Origin of the sequence: Mesorhizobium sp. M8A.F.Ca.ET.181.01.1.1 (assembly GCF_004792025.1) — a bacterium.
GTDB lineage: Bacteria > Pseudomonadota > Alphaproteobacteria > Rhizobiales > Rhizobiaceae > Mesorhizobium.
This window is the reverse complement of record NZ_SRTV01000004.1, coordinates 443,752-456,373: the sequence shown is the minus strand read 5'-3', so window position 1 is coordinate 456,373 and position 12,622 is coordinate 443,752. Positions and strand designations below refer to the sequence as shown.

The 12,622-nt window shown below is 63.9% G+C and carries 16 protein-coding genes and 1 pseudogene; 9 read left to right on the top strand and 8 right to left on the bottom strand.

What is annotated here, in order from left to right; genetic code table 11:
• Window positions 1-2 precede the first annotated feature (2 nt).
• The 7 genes from EN824_RS17990 (at window position 3) to EN824_RS17960 (ending at window position 4,287) form a co-directional block, all read left to right on the top strand.
• Complete coding sequence (locus EN824_RS17990) at window positions 3-227, top strand: DUF2007 domain-containing protein (RefSeq protein ID WP_015318845.1); 225 nt, start codon at window positions 3-5, stop codon at window positions 225-227.
• Window positions 227-1,027: a methyltransferase gene (locus tag EN824_RS17985; protein ID WP_127873083.1), complete on the top strand. Its 801-nt coding sequence runs from the start codon at window positions 227-229 to the stop codon at window positions 1,025-1,027. Before EN824_RS17990 ends, EN824_RS17985 begins: the two co-directional genes overlap by 1 nt.
• A gap of 78 nt (window positions 1,028-1,105) precedes the next feature.
• On the top strand, window positions 1,106-1,969 hold the full coding sequence (locus EN824_RS17980; protein WP_127277532.1) for a S49 family peptidase: 864 nt from the start codon (window positions 1,106-1,108) through the stop codon (window positions 1,967-1,969).
• Window positions 1,970-2,052: 83 nt separating this feature from the next.
• A complete protein-coding gene (locus EN824_RS17975) occupies window positions 2,053-2,238 on the top strand; it encodes a hypothetical protein (protein ID WP_127277518.1) in 186 nt (61 codons plus the stop codon).
• Between the two features lie 26 nt (window positions 2,239-2,264).
• Window positions 2,265-3,152, top strand: a complete 888-nt coding sequence (locus EN824_RS17970; RefSeq protein WP_135932585.1) for a 4-(cytidine 5'-diphospho)-2-C-methyl-D-erythritol kinase — start codon at window positions 2,265-2,267, stop codon at window positions 3,150-3,152.
• Between the two features lies 1 nt (window position 3,153).
• Window positions 3,154-3,708, top strand: a complete 555-nt coding sequence (gene moaB / locus EN824_RS17965) for a molybdenum cofactor biosynthesis protein B (RefSeq protein WP_127277522.1) — start codon at window positions 3,154-3,156, stop codon at window positions 3,706-3,708.
• Between the two features lie 138 nt (window positions 3,709-3,846).
• A complete protein-coding gene (locus tag EN824_RS17960) occupies window positions 3,847-4,287 on the top strand; it encodes a hypothetical protein (RefSeq protein WP_127277524.1) in 441 nt (146 codons plus the stop codon).
• Between the two features lie 7 nt (window positions 4,288-4,294).
• Here EN824_RS17960 and EN824_RS17955 read toward each other — a convergent pair.
• Window positions 4,295-5,265 (bottom strand): annotated as a pseudogene (locus tag EN824_RS17955) (hypothetical protein).
• A gap of 149 nt (window positions 5,266-5,414) precedes the next feature.
• Complete coding sequence (locus EN824_RS17950; RefSeq protein ID WP_127873156.1) at window positions 5,415-5,927, bottom strand: glycosyltransferase; 513 nt, start codon at window positions 5,925-5,927, stop codon at window positions 5,415-5,417.
• A 150-nt stretch (window positions 5,928-6,077) separates the two neighbouring features.
• Here EN824_RS17950 and EN824_RS17945 point away from each other — a divergent pair, with 150 nt between their 5' ends.
• Both EN824_RS17945 and EN824_RS17940 read left to right on the top strand, forming a co-directional pair.
• The gene (locus EN824_RS17945; RefSeq protein ID WP_127873078.1) at window positions 6,078-7,232 is read left to right on the top strand and encodes a PA0069 family radical SAM protein; all 1,155 of its coding nucleotides are present in this window, start codon (window positions 6,078-6,080) and stop codon (window positions 7,230-7,232) included.
• A gap of 154 nt (window positions 7,233-7,386) precedes the next feature.
• Window positions 7,387-8,082 (top strand): ribonuclease HII, encoded by a 696-nt coding sequence (locus tag EN824_RS17940; RefSeq protein ID WP_127280809.1) that lies wholly within the window; start codon window positions 7,387-7,389, stop codon window positions 8,080-8,082.
• 289 nt (window positions 8,083-8,371) lie between these two features.
• Here the strand turns inward: EN824_RS17940 and EN824_RS17935 are convergent, their stop codons facing one another.
• The 6 genes from EN824_RS17935 to EN824_RS17910 all read right to left on the bottom strand — a co-directional run bounded on the left by EN824_RS17935 (window position 8,372) and on the right by EN824_RS17910 (window position 12,530).
• Window positions 8,372-8,863 carry a F0F1 ATP synthase subunit B gene (locus tag EN824_RS17935; RefSeq protein ID WP_127280808.1) on the bottom strand — a complete coding sequence of 164 codons (492 nt, stop codon included), beginning with the start codon at window positions 8,861-8,863 and terminating at the stop codon, window positions 8,372-8,374.
• A 10-nt stretch (window positions 8,864-8,873) separates the two neighbouring features.
• Window positions 8,874-9,473 carry a F0F1 ATP synthase subunit B gene (locus tag EN824_RS17930; RefSeq protein WP_127280807.1) on the bottom strand — a complete coding sequence of 200 codons (600 nt, stop codon included), beginning with the start codon at window positions 9,471-9,473 and terminating at the stop codon, window positions 8,874-8,876.
• 62 nt (window positions 9,474-9,535) lie between these two features.
• A complete protein-coding gene (locus EN824_RS17925; protein WP_013896722.1) occupies window positions 9,536-9,760 on the bottom strand; it encodes a F0F1 ATP synthase subunit C in 225 nt (74 codons plus the stop codon).
• 83 nt (window positions 9,761-9,843) lie between these two features.
• Entirely contained in the window at window positions 9,844-10,602 is a 759-nt protein-coding gene (locus tag EN824_RS17920; RefSeq protein WP_027142301.1) for a F0F1 ATP synthase subunit A, read from the bottom strand.
• Window positions 10,603-10,686: 84 nt separating this feature from the next.
• Complete coding sequence (locus tag EN824_RS17915) at window positions 10,687-11,088, bottom strand: AtpZ/AtpI family protein (RefSeq protein ID WP_127281075.1); 402 nt, start codon at window positions 11,086-11,088, stop codon at window positions 10,687-10,689.
• 257 nt (window positions 11,089-11,345) lie between these two features.
• Window positions 11,346-12,530, bottom strand: coding sequence for a cell wall hydrolase (locus tag EN824_RS17910; RefSeq protein WP_135916261.1), 1,185 nt, complete (start codon window positions 12,528-12,530; stop codon window positions 11,346-11,348).
• Between the last annotated feature and the right edge of the window lie 92 nt (window positions 12,531-12,622).

Sequence of the window (12,622 nt, the reverse complement as noted above, 5' to 3'; positions counted from 1 at the left end):
CGATGATAGAACTCATCCGCACCAACGACGCCGTCATCATCTCCTTTGTCGAATCGCTGATGCGCGATGCCGGCATCGGCTGCTTCGTCGCCGACCAGAACATGAGCGTGCTCGACGGCTCGCTCGGTATCCTGCCGCGGCGCGTCATGGTCGATGCCGACCAGGCCGACGCCGCGCGCCGCATCCTGACCGATGCCGGCATCGCAAACGAGATCCGGGGGAAATAATGTCGGCCGCGCCAGCCGCCCTTGCCACGGATGCGCCGGCCCATACGGTCGATGCCTTCCACCGCGGCCGGTTCTGGCTGGTGCAGCCCAAGCATGGCGGCCATCGCGCCGGGATGGATGCGATGATGCTGGCCGCGTCCGTGCCATCCTCCTTTGGCGGACGGCTCGCCGATTTCGGAGCCGGCGCCGGTGCTGCCGGTCTGGCGGTGCTGTCGCGCTGTCCGGGCGCCCAGGCTGTGCTGGTCGAACGCGCGCCCGAGATGGCGGCCTTCGCGGCGGCCACGCTTGCCCATCCCGGCAATGCACATCTCAGCGATCGCGCGGCCGTGCTTGTGGCCGATGTCACCGTGTCGGGTCGGGCCCGGGCCGCCGCCGGCCTTGCCGACAATGATTTCGACTTCGTCATCATGAACCCGCCTTTCAACGCCGCACGGGACCGCGCCACTCCCGAGCAGCTAAGAAAGGAAGCCCATGTCATGGAGGACGGGCTGTTCGAAAACTGGATCCGCAGCGCGGCGGCGGTTGTCAGGCCGCGCGGCGGACTTGCCGTCATCGCCCGGCCCGAACAGCTCGGCTCCATTCTCGACGCGATTTCAGGCCGCTTCGGCGAAGCCGAGATGCTCGCCGTGCACCCTCGCCCGGACGCAGCGGCAATCCGCATTGTCGTGCGGGCAGCACTTGGGGCACGGGGAAAGCTCGCCATCCGTCCGCCCCTGATGCTTCACGCGCGATCGGGCAACGGCCCCGACGAGCGCAGCGAAATGATCACCAACGGGCTCGCCTCGCTGTTCGGAGATTGAGCTGTTCGCGGCCCTGCACATTGCCGTTGGCCGGGAAATCCCTACATGCCTGCAACCACCGCCGGAGACCACGTCATCGTGAAACGTCTTTTCAACCGCCTGCTGCCGAAGTCCTGGCGCTCCACCGTCGTCACCGTTCCGGTCATCCGGCTGCACGGCACCATCATGGCCGGCGGCGGCCAGTTCCGGCCGAGCCTGTCGCTTGCTTCCACCGCCGGACTGATCGAAAAAGCGTTTTCCTTCGACGCGCCGGCGGTCGCGATCTCGATCAACTCCCCCGGCGGCTCGCCGGTGCAGTCGCGACTGATCTTCAAGCGCATTCATGACCTTGCGGTCGAGAAGAATAAAAAAGTGCTGGTCTTCGTCGAGGATGTCGCGGCCTCCGGCGGCTACATGATCGCTGTCGCCGGCGACGAGATCTTCGCCGACCCATCGTCCATCGTAGGCTCGATCGGCGTGGTGTCGGCCTCGTTCGGTTTTCCGGAGCTGATGAAGAAGATCGGCATCGAGCGGCGCGTCCACACCGCCGGCCAGAACAAGGCGGTGCTCGACCCGTTCAAGCCGGAGAAGAAGGAAGACGTCGAGCGGCTGAAAGCGCTGCAGCTCGAAGTGCACGAGACTTTCATCGATCTGGTCAAGGAGCGGCGCGGCACGAAGCTCAAGGACGATCCGGATCTGTTCACCGGGCTGTTCTGGACCGGCAAGCGAGGCCTGGAACTCGGCCTCGTGGATGCACTCGGCGACATGCGCACGGTGCTGAAGACCCGCTTCGGGCCGAAGACCCAGCTCAGGCTGGTCTCGGCGCCGCGCGGTTTCCTCGGCCGCTTCGGCCTGTTCGGCTCGAACAAGGGCTTTTCAGCGCCCGATATCGCCGCGGCTGCCGCCAGCGGCGTCATCGATGCGGCGGAAGAGCGCGCATTGTGGGCGCGCTTCGGGCTTTGAAAAAGCCATGAAAGCGTCTAGCATGGTTGCCCGAAAGACCCGACCGGCCGCCCTTACCGGCCCAGCGTGGTAGGAGTTTTGACATGCCGCAGCTCATTTTCTTCGCCGTCGTCGGCGTCGCCGCCTATTTCGGCTACCGCACCTTCCTGCGCGAGGCCGAGCGCGTGACGGCCAAGGTGCGGCGGACCGAAAAACAGGCGGCCAACGGCGCGATGGGAACGCTGGTCAAGGATCCGAAGACCGGCGAATACCGGCTGGCCAAGGACTGACCCTCATTTCACTCGCAATAGAGACTGTGGAATCCGGTCCGCGTGTCCGGACCTGGGCGGCACCCGCCAAGATAAATCTTGCTTTGCACGTCACCGGCAGGCGCCCCGACGGTTACCATCTCATCGAAAGCCTGGCTGTGTTCACGCGCTTTGGCGACAGGATCGAGATCGCGCCGGCTGAAGCCGACGATTTCAGCGTGTCCGGCCGCTATGCGGCGGACGTCCCGCTCGATGGCGGCAATCTGGTGCTGAAGGCACGCGATGCGTTGCGGCAGGCCGCCGGCATTCGGAGCACGCCGCCCGTGACCATCAGGCTCGAAAAGAACCTTCCGGTCGCGTCCGGCGTGGGCGGAGGGTCGAGCGACGCGGCGGCCGTGCTGCGCGGGCTGGCGGAGAGCTGGGGCCTGGACATCGACAGCACCGAGCTGGCGCGGATCGGTCTTTCGCTAGGCGCCGACGTGCCGATGTGCCTGGCGGCAAAGCCGCTGGTGGCGCGCGGCATCGGTGAGGAGCTGTCGATGGTGCCGGATTTTTCGGCGCTGGGTCTGGTGCTGGTCAATCCGGGAACGCCCGTCTCGACAGCGGAAATCTTCGCTTCACTGTCCCGTCGCGACAATGAGCCACTGCCGCCGCTGCCGCGCAGCATCGAGTTTCACAGCCTGCGCAACTGGCTGGAGGAGACCCGCAACGATCTCGAGCAGCCAGCCCTTGCGATGCAGCCCGCCATAGGCAGGGCGCTTTCATGGCTTGATAAGGCTGGATCGGGTTTTTCACGAATGTCCGGATCGGGCGCGACGTGCTTCGGCCTGTTCGAGACCGGCAATGTCGCCAAGCGCGCGGCGGCCGAGATCCGCGGCCGCCAGCCCGATTGGTTCGTCGCGGCAACGCGTAGCATGGCGTCGGAGGCTGAGTGAGATGGCCAGGATTGACGAGAGCCGTGCCTTCATTCCGGTGCGCATCGCGGTGCTGACGGTTTCTGACACACGCAGCCTCGCCGAGGACAAGTCCGGCCAGACGCTGGCCGATCGCATCACCGCGGCCGGCCACATCCTGGCCGGCCGCGACATCGTCACCGACGACCGCGAAAAGATCCGCGACACCGTCCTGGCGTGGTCGCGGGACAAGGCCATCGACGTCGTGATCACCACCGGCGGAACCGGCTTCACTGGCCGCGATGTGACGCCCGAGGCGCTGGAGCCGATTTTCGAAAAGCGCATGGACGGCTTTTCGGAAGTGTTCCACCGCATCTCCTACGACAAAATCGGCACCTCGACGATCCAGAGCCGGGCGACCGGCGGCGTCGTCAACGCCACCTTCGTCTTCGTGCTGCCGGGCTCGCCCGGTGCCTGCAAGGACGCCTGGGACGGCATCATCGAGGCACAGCTCGACTACCGGCACATGCCTTGCAACTTCGTCGAGATCTTGCCGCGCCTGGACGAACATCTGCGGCGCGGCAAATCAGCCCCTTAAAAAGCCTAGGCAAAGTGCTGACTTCACGCCGTGTTCGCCAGGCAGAACAGCGCAGGGCGCCTTCGAACGGCCATTCCAAACCGGATGCCGGAGACAGTATCTTCGTGGGCGATCCCTACCGTTCACGAGAAGGCAGATATGGCCGTGCAAACTGGAACCATGCACACTGGTGGGTGCCATTGCGGCAATATACGCCTGCGATTTTCGACCGAGCTGGATCCATCGCAAATCGAAGTCCGCGCCTGCCAATGCTCGTTCTGCACAAAGCATGGCGCGCGCGCCGTCGCCGATCCTGACGGCAGGCTGATCATCTCGGTCAAGGACGCAAGGCGATTGCGCAAATACCGGTTCGGACTGGAGACCGCCGACTATCTGATTTGCCGAGAATGCGGCGTCTATGCCGCCGCGATCGCCGGGGAAAATGACGAGGCCAGGGCCATCCTGATCGTCAACGCCCTGGACGATCACAGGGCGTTCACCGGAGAATCGGTCCTGGTCGACTTCGACTGGGAAAACAGAGCTGAGCGGCAAGCCAGGCGTCGCCTTCGCTGGATGCCGGTCGAGATGAGCTTCGCCTGACCTGCCTTCAGCGGATGACCGGCTCGCCATGGAAACGACGGCGCGACGGCTTGGAGACGCCGAAGCCAACTTCCATCATCAGCCGTGGCGTGCGTGCCGGCACCGTGCCCATGTGGAAACCGAAGGGGTCTTCGACGAAGCCGAGGCCAGCCTCTCCGGTCAGGGTCACCGGGCTCTGCTCGCCATACACGTCCAGCACATCCTTGGCGGGATGGCCGACGAGAAGGGTGAGCTGATGCCTTATGGCGCGGCGCCTGTGGCTTCCCCTGACATAGACATGCGGACCGGTCTCGGCGTCGACGGGCTTGAGGTAGAAAAAGAATTTCAACATCCGCCAGTCATCGAGATCGAAATGATACTTGCCGAGCGAGGCAAGGTTCTTGTCGGCGTCGGACGCCTCGCCGGTAGGAAAACTCCACCAGACGCGTGTCGTGATCAGTTTCGCCTGGCCGCCGAGATAGTGCGCGGCGATGTCGAGAAGCAGCGGGTCGCGCTGTATGGCGAGTGCCGCCGGGCAGTCGAGGATGCGTTCGAAATAATGGCCGCTCAGCAATGAGCGGCCAAGGCGCTTTTCGGCTTCGGCATGTTCGCCGGGCACGAATTCCGGCGGTCGAAATTGCCGTAGCAGGGCGTGCGCCGGGCGAAGCTGGCAATCTCCTCGTGGATATCAGGCGGCAGGATCAGCCCTGAGAACAACCCGTCCGACCGCAACGCGTCGACGACGGCCTCGCGCTGAACGCCCCTGAACATCGTATCCCGGACATTGTCAGCCGGACGAGTGCGCTTCGCGCCCAGCCAATGCATCCGGCGGCCGGGGATGGTACGCGCCAGAACGAACATCGGCAGCCAGGCAGGGTTTTCGCGCAGGTCCTTCAGATAGGTCGGGATGCCCACGGCGATGCGGCGCAGCAGGCTGCCATTGCGTGCAATGGCCTCGAGACTGGCAGTGCCGGACTTGTCAGTGGTCGAAAGGTTCATGGGGATCCTCAAGGGTATGATGCAGCGCCGACGCAATGTCGGAGCCTGCCGTTCCGGCATGACCCAAACCCAATTCACCCGCCTTGTCGGAAAGTTACCCGCGCGTCAGTTTTTGTGCAACGCACAATGGACAGAGCAGCCGCAAAAAATCACCTCTGCCTCGGCGGCGCCGCCCAGATCTCGGCGTCGAGCTTCTTTGTCGCCAGACCGCGCGCCAACGCCTCGGCGCTGCCGGCATTCTTGGACAGAGATGCCGCCTGCCGCTTGCTGATCACCAGGCCGTCGGCGAGCGCACGGTTTGCCGAAAAGACCCGGGCCAGGAACGGCGGACGGCTGCCCCGCGCCCGCGAGAACCGGGCGGCCATTGTCTGCCTGGCGGTATGGGCGACAACCGCGTCGATCCAGCCCTCCACCAGCCTCGCACCCGGTTCGAGAAACAGCAGCCAATCACCCTTGGCCTGGCGAATGCCGGCGGCGATGCCGCCGCTCCCCACATAGTGGCAGCCAGCATGCTCGGCCACGCGATGCGTGTGGTCGGTGGAGCCGGTGTCGCAGACGACGACATCGCGCACCACGCCCTCGACCGCGCCGCCGATCAGCGTCGCCAGCGTGCGGGCGAGACCCTCCTCGTCATTATGCGTTTCGATGAGAACACTGAGCATCATGAGCCGAATAGCGGAAAGCGCCGACCGACGCCAGTTTTTGCGCCGCACCACAAAAAGTTCTTGCTTTGTTCTCATCAACAAAATAGGAATAATTTCATGAGCAGAGCGATTCGACAGAACATGGACAGTCCCTGGGAGCGGGCGAAGATGGAACCGATCATGCGCGCCGACATTGCAGCCTTCGGAGCAGGACGAGCCGAAATGGCCAACGCGATGATCGAGCAGAGCGGCATGCGGGTCCGTCCGGACCGCAACCGTGGCCGGTCGGCAGGCATCAATCCGTCCGGCCGGTTCGAACCCGTGAGCCGACATGTCTTCGACGACGGCTGGAGTTCGCTGGAGGAACTGCCCCCGTTCAAGACCGAGGTGCAGGTGGAGAAGCCGCGCTCCATCATCACGCGCAACGAATCGCCGGACATCTCCTTCGACCGGTCGATCAATCCCTATCGCGGCTGCGAGCACGGCTGCGTCTATTGCTTCGCGCGGCCGACACACTCGTTCATGGGCCTGTCGCCGGGCCTGGATTTCGAATCCAAGCTGTTCGCCAAGCCGGACGCGGCACGCCTGCTCGACAAGGAGTTGTCGAAGGACGGCTACCAGCCCCGCACCATCGCCATCGGCACCAACACCGATCCCTACCAGCCGATCGAGAAGCAGTACCGGATCATGCGCGAAATCCTCGAAGTGCTGGAGGCACGCGGTCATCCGGTCGGCATCGTCACCAAATCGGCCCTGGTGGTGCGCGACATCGACATTCTGTCGCGCATGGCCGAGCGCGGGCTCGCCAAGGTGGCGCTGTCGGTGACGACGCTCGACCGCATGCTGGCCAGGACGATGGAACCCCGCGCCTCGACGCCGACCAAGCGGCTGGAAGCGATCAGGCAGCTTTCGGATGCCGGTATCCCTGCTTCGGTGATGGTGGCGCCGATCATTCCGGGCCTGACCGACCAGGAGATGGAACGCATCCTCGACTCGGCACACCATGCCGGAGCGCGCGAAGCTGGCTATGTGGTGCTGCGCCTGCCGCTGGAGGTCAGCCCGATCTTCAAGGACTGGCTGCTGCGTCACTATCCCGACCGCTATCGCCACGTCATGTCGTTGATCCGTTCGATGCGCGACGGCAAGGACTACGATTCGGAATGGGGCAAGCGCATGAAGGGCGCCGGTCCCTATGCCTGGCAGATCGGCCGGCGCTTCGAAATCACCGCCAAGCGGCTCGGCCTCAATGCGGAGCGACGCACGCTGCGGACTGACCAGTTCGTCGCCGCCGGCAAGGACCAGGAGCAGTTGATGCTGCTCTGAAAATTGAAAATCGCCGCGGGCTGTTCATGACCGCCGCGGCCAAGAATCCCGTCCGGCCTGCCCCGGCCAGCAGACGGTGCCCTCCCGGTCCGGCGCCCCACCCGACCCGGAGGGACTTGCGGAGAATCGGAGCCGATGCGAACCTCGCCGCAACATGGCTCGCGCGCGTTCTGATTCTCCGCTTCTCTTCGAAATCGTCGAGAAACCCGATTTCTCCTTCGAGACGAAGGCGATGGCCGATGGGTTATGGCCGGTCGCGGGGATGGACGAAGCCGGTCGTGGCCCGCTGGCGGGTCCGGTCGTCGCGGCAGCAGTGGTGCTCGACCCCGCCAACATTCCCGAAGGACTCGACGATTCAAAGCGGCTTAGCCACTTGCAGCGCGAAGCGCTGTTCCTGCGCATCCTCGGTTCCGCGCTCGGCGTCTCGATGGCGTCGATCAGCGCGGAGGGTATCGATGGCAGCAACATCCTCAAGGCGAGCCTCGAAGCGATGCGCCGCGCGCTGGTCGGGCTGCCGGTTCAGGCAAAACTCGCGCTCGCCGACGGGCGCGACGTGCCCCCGGGACTGCCCTGCGAAGGGCGCGCGCTGATCAAGGGCGACCAGCGCTCGCAGTCGATCGCCGCCGCCTCGATCGTCGCCAAGGTCATGCGCGACCGCATGATGTGTGGCTGCGGCAATCATCACGATCGTTACGGCTTCGAAGTCCATATGGGTTACGCCACGGCCCGGCATCGCACGGCGATCGAGGCGCACGGGCCGGTAGCGCGGCTGCACCGCACCTCGTTTGCGCCGTTCAGGCTTGGGGGTGTCGAGGTGGTTGAGGAAGAGAGCTTGGCCGGGCTGGAGTGAGGCGAAAGCGGCGCCGAACTACAGCCGATCTCCCCCTCGTGGGGGAAATGTCCGGCAGGACAGAGGGGCGCTGTCCCGCCGACCTGTCAGTTCATTGCGATCAGATTCGCCCGATACTTCTCAGCCGGTGCGACGGATAAAGAATCGAACGCCGGCGATCCTTCGCGCCCCCCTCTGCCCTGCCGGGCATCTCCCCCACGAGGGGGGAGATTGGCGGCGTCAACACACCGCACAACAAAAAAGCCGCCAGGTTCCCCGGGCGGCTTTTGATTTGCTTGATGTTGTCAGCTCAGTTCAGCTTCGCCTTCACGTCCTGCAGCGCGGACTTGAACAGGTCGGCTCCGGCCTTGGCGTCAACCTTGGCGGCGAGCAATGCGCGTGCCGCCTCGACAGCGATGTCGACGGCGCTGGCGCGCACTTCGCCGATCGCTTCGCGCTCGGCCTGGCCGATCTTCTGTTCGGCAAGCGCGGTGCGCCGGGCGACATAGTCCTCGGTCTTCTTGTGGGCCTCGGCGGCCAGCAGTTCGGCCTCGCGCTTGGCGGCCGCGACAATGTCGGCAGCCTCCTGCTCGGCTTCCTTGCGCTTCTTCTTGTACTGGCCAAGCAATTGCTGGGCCTCGTCGCGCAGCTTGCGTGCCTCGTCGAGCTCACTGCTGATCCTGGCGGCGCGGGCGTCGAGCGCCTTGGCGATCATGCCGGGCACCTTGATGTAGACGGCGATCGCCAGGAAGATGATCAGGGCAATCGTGGCCCAGAGCGTTGCGAGAGATGTAGCGTCCATGATGCGCTCCTCACCGGGCCACGGATTTGACCGCGGCCGCGATCTCGGCCTTGCTGGCCTTGCCGCCAACGAGTGCCTCGACGATCGCCGAAGCGGTATCCTCGGCAATGCTGCCGACTTCCTTCATGGCATTGGCCTTGATGGAAGCAATGCGTGCCTCGGCCTCGCCAAGCTTCCCGTCGAGCGCAGCCTCGATCTTCTTGCGCGCGGTATCGGCTTCCGCCTTGGCCGCATCGTTGGCTTGCTGGCCGATCGAGTTCGCGTTCTTCTTGGCTTCCGCCAGTTCCTGCTCGTAAGCGGCAACGGCGGCGTCTGCCTCGCCCTTCAACTTGGCAGCCTGGTCGAGATCCTGGCTGATGCGGTCGTTGCGGACATCGATGATGCCCCCGACGCGCGGCATCACGACCCGCTTCAGGAAGAGGTAGAACAGCCCGAACGTGATCGCCAGCCACAGAAGCTGCGACGGAAACGTCTCCGGATTGAATGGCGGAAACGTGCCGTGCGCTTCGGCAGGCACGCTGGTGCCGGAATGCGTGTCGCCTCCGGTCGCAGCGTGGCTGGTGTCGGCTGATGGCGCGGACTCTTGCGCGAAGGCAGATGTCACGAACATGGACTATCCCCAGATATCAGGCCCGCCGCTTGCGCGGCCGGCCTGTCCAATCTTCTCAGTACTCAGCCGAACAGGGCCAGCAGCGCGATGAGAAGCGAGAAGATGCCCAAAGCTTCGGTCACGGCGAAGCCGAAAATCAGGCGGCCGAACTGGCCGTCGGCAGCCGAAGGGTTGCGCAGCGCGCCCGAGAGGTAGCTGCCGAAGATGTTGCCCAGGCCGATGCCCGCGCCACCCATGCCCAGGCAAGCGATGCCGGCGCCGATGTACTTTGCTGCTTCTGCGTCCATTTGTTCAACTCCTTTGGATCTGAAAATTCCGTTGCGATTTCATCCGGCACCAATGTTGAAAACTCTTGGCCGGAACTCTTGCCTCAGTGCCCGGGATGCAGGGCGTCGTTGAGATACATGCAGGTCAATACGGCAAAGACGTAGGCCTGCAGGAAGGCGACCAGCAGTTCAAGCGCCGTCAGCGCCACCGCCATAGCCAACGGCAGGATCGAACCCGCCACGCCGACCGCGCCCAGCGCGGAGAGGCTGACGACGAACCCGGAGAAAACCTTGAGCGTGATGTGGCCGGCAAGCATGTTGGCGAACAGACGAACCGAGAGGCTGACCGGGCGCGACACGAAGGAAATGACCTCGATCAGCACCACCAGCGGCAGCAGGAACACCGGCACGCCATGCGGCACGAACAGCTTGAGGAAACCAAGACCATGCTTCATGAAGCCGTAGACCACCACGGTTCCAATCACCAGGGCGGCGAGGCCGAAGGTGACGATGATGTGGCTGGTGACCGTGAAGAAATAGGGAAACAGGCCGAGCAGATTGGCGACCAGCACGAACATGAACAGCGAGAACACGAAGGGGAAGAACTTCATGCCCTGCGTGCCGGCGGCGTCACGCAGCATGTTGCCGACGAATTCATAAGCCATTTCGGAGACCGACTGCAGCCGGCCTGGAACCAGGCTGCGGCTCGACGTCGTCAGGAACAGGAACGCCGCGGCGACAACCACGGTGGCGACCATGAACAGGGCGGAATTGGTGAAAGACAGGTCATAGCCGCCGATCTCGATCGGTATCAGCTTGTTGATATGGAACTGGTGGATCGGATCGACCTTGTCAGCTGCCACGTTCAAACCCCGTCAATGCCGCGTACGGCCAAAATTACCTTGCCGCATGGAAGCGGCTATTTCCAAATGCCGCCTGAAGGGCGGTCATTTGCCGTCGTCCCGGTCACGGCGCGGCTTCGCGCCTTGTCCGAATTCCGCCACAACGCCAGCCGAACGCATGACATTGAGCACGCCGGCGCCAAAACCAAGCAGCAGGAAAACGATCAGACCCCACGGCGATGTCCCCGCCATACGGTCGATGATCCAGCCGATGCCGGCGCCCACGACCACCCCGGCGATAAACTCGCTGGATAGTTTGATCGCCTGACCGTATCCGGTCACTGGTTTCGCGTCGTCTTTCCCCTCGAGCCGGTTCGGCAGCCTTGTCGCAAGCGATGCTCCAAGTTCACGCCGACGTCGCTCAAGATCGTCGTCGCGGATTTCGGCGTCATGCTCTTTGCCGCGGCCGGTTTCTCCGGTTCCGTCTGGCCCTTTTTTCTCGGCCATCGCAACCCCCCTGCCCGGGCAGACCGTCACCGTCCGTCCGCTTCTAAAGTCGCCGGCAACATAGTTAGAGGGTTTGCGCCCGTCAAGCCACGGAGGGAAGTTCCGCGCTGTGTATTTTAAATAGTAAAATCAAAGGATTAGAAAGGTGCGACATCGTGCCCGCGGCGATCGGAGGGATGCGTTGCGCGAATCCCCCGGGCAATGGCTCTCCGATCGACCGTGCGACCGCCCGAAAAGAGAGGCGCCCGGCGGTCGGCTCAGCTCCAGCCGCCACCATAGGTCCGGTAAAAGATATGCAGGCCGATCTTGGTCATCTTCTGCATCGTGCGCGCCCAGCCGGGATGGACATAGTTGGCGTAGTAATGTGTTGACGATCCCACCTCCGGAATGAAGATCTTGCCAGCGGTGACGGCCATGCCGATGTCTTGCGCGGTCTTGTAGGCGACGGGGTTGTCGATGCGCTTCTTTCTGCCGTCGCAAGCGAATGAAAACTGACAGCGGTTGAACCAGCTGTCGTTCTGGTAGACGACGCCGCAGATCGAATTGGGATAGGCGGGATTGCGGACCCGGTTGAGGATAACCTGGGCGACGGCGGCCTGACCGCGCACGGTTTCGCCGCGTGCCTCGAAATAGATGCCGTTGGCCAGGCATTTCTGCTCCGGCTTGGAGAAGACGCTGGCCGGAAGCGGATTCTGGATCCAGGCGTGGTCGCCCTTGGCCATCGGCGGAATGAAGCGGCCGCTGTTGGGCTGCTCGTCCTGAAGCAGGGCTTCAAAGGGTGAAGCCTTGGCGTAGTCCGGCTCGGATTGTGCGTAGGCGGTCGCCAGCACATCGGGGTGGTCGTTGTTGACGAGGGCGGCGAGCATGGCCGGCACGCCGGGATCCGGCTTCTTGTCTTCACGCGCGTGGAATGCGGCGGCGATCAGGATTTCCTTGCCTTTGATCTGAGGCTTGGCGAAGGCCATTTTCAGGTCGCTGTCCATGCTCGGCCGCATCAGCGAAGAGGTCCGCTGGAAGATCGAGCCTGCATTGAAGTTCTTCGGCGGCGCTACCGGAGAGACCTGGACGATGCGGCCCTTCTTGTCGGCGCGCACGACCCGATCCTCGTCGGGCGACCCGCTGACCTTGCCGCCCTTGCCGCGGAACGAGACGGAGCCGATACCGGGAAGGCGAACGCCGGAACCCGAGATCGAGCCGGTGACGTCGGAATCGACGAACGGCATCTCGGCGGCGTGGACCGAGCCGGCGACGGATTTCTCGACATAGGAGTTCCAGCGGGCGGTCGGCGCTTCGAGGCCGGATACAAGGCTTGTCATGTCCTGGTAGGCGGCGACGGTCGGAAAGCCGATCCAGATGCCGAGGCCGATGATGAACGGAGACACAAGGCCGCGTTTCTTCTCACCGGCGGCGGCGGCCAGCCGCGTCAAGACACGTCGATGCACGGAACTCTCTCCAGGAACGCTACTGACCCCACTGGAGAGCAAAATGATGCATTAACCTTGATGGGACGTTAACGGGATCGGTCGGGTTTTCT

Coding starts and splice junctions, on each gene's coding strand:
- EN824_RS17930 (WP_127280807.1), bottom strand. CDS start 9,473: ATGTTCGTGACATCTGCCTTCGCGCAAGAGTCCGCGCCATCAGCCGAC.
- EN824_RS17940 (WP_127280809.1), top strand. CDS start 7,387: ATGGCTCGCGCGCGTTCTGATTCTCCGCTTCTCTTCGAAATCGTCGAG.
- EN824_RS17915 (WP_127281075.1), bottom strand. CDS start 11,088: ATGGCCGAGAAAAAAGGGCCAGACGGAACCGGAGAAACCGGCCGCGGC.
- moaB (WP_127277522.1), top strand. CDS start 3,154: ATGGCCAGGATTGACGAGAGCCGTGCCTTCATTCCGGTGCGCATCGCG.
- EN824_RS17960 (WP_127277524.1), top strand. CDS start 3,847: ATGGCCGTGCAAACTGGAACCATGCACACTGGTGGGTGCCATTGCGGC.
- EN824_RS17975 (WP_127277518.1), top strand. CDS start 2,053: ATGCCGCAGCTCATTTTCTTCGCCGTCGTCGGCGTCGCCGCCTATTTC.
- EN824_RS17985 (WP_127873083.1), top strand. CDS start 227: ATGTCGGCCGCGCCAGCCGCCCTTGCCACGGATGCGCCGGCCCATACG.
- EN824_RS17990 (WP_015318845.1), top strand. CDS start 3: ATGATAGAACTCATCCGCACCAACGACGCCGTCATCATCTCCTTTGTC.
- EN824_RS17935 (WP_127280808.1), bottom strand. CDS start 8,863: ATGGACGCTACATCTCTCGCAACGCTCTGGGCCACGATTGCCCTGATC.
- EN824_RS17945 (WP_127873078.1), top strand. CDS start 6,078: ATGGAACCGATCATGCGCGCCGACATTGCAGCCTTCGGAGCAGGACGA.
- EN824_RS17950 (WP_127873156.1), bottom strand. CDS start 5,927: ATGCTCAGTGTTCTCATCGAAACGCATAATGACGAGGAGGGTCTCGCC.
- EN824_RS17925 (WP_013896722.1), bottom strand. CDS start 9,760: ATGGACGCAGAAGCAGCAAAGTACATCGGCGCCGGCATCGCTTGCCTG.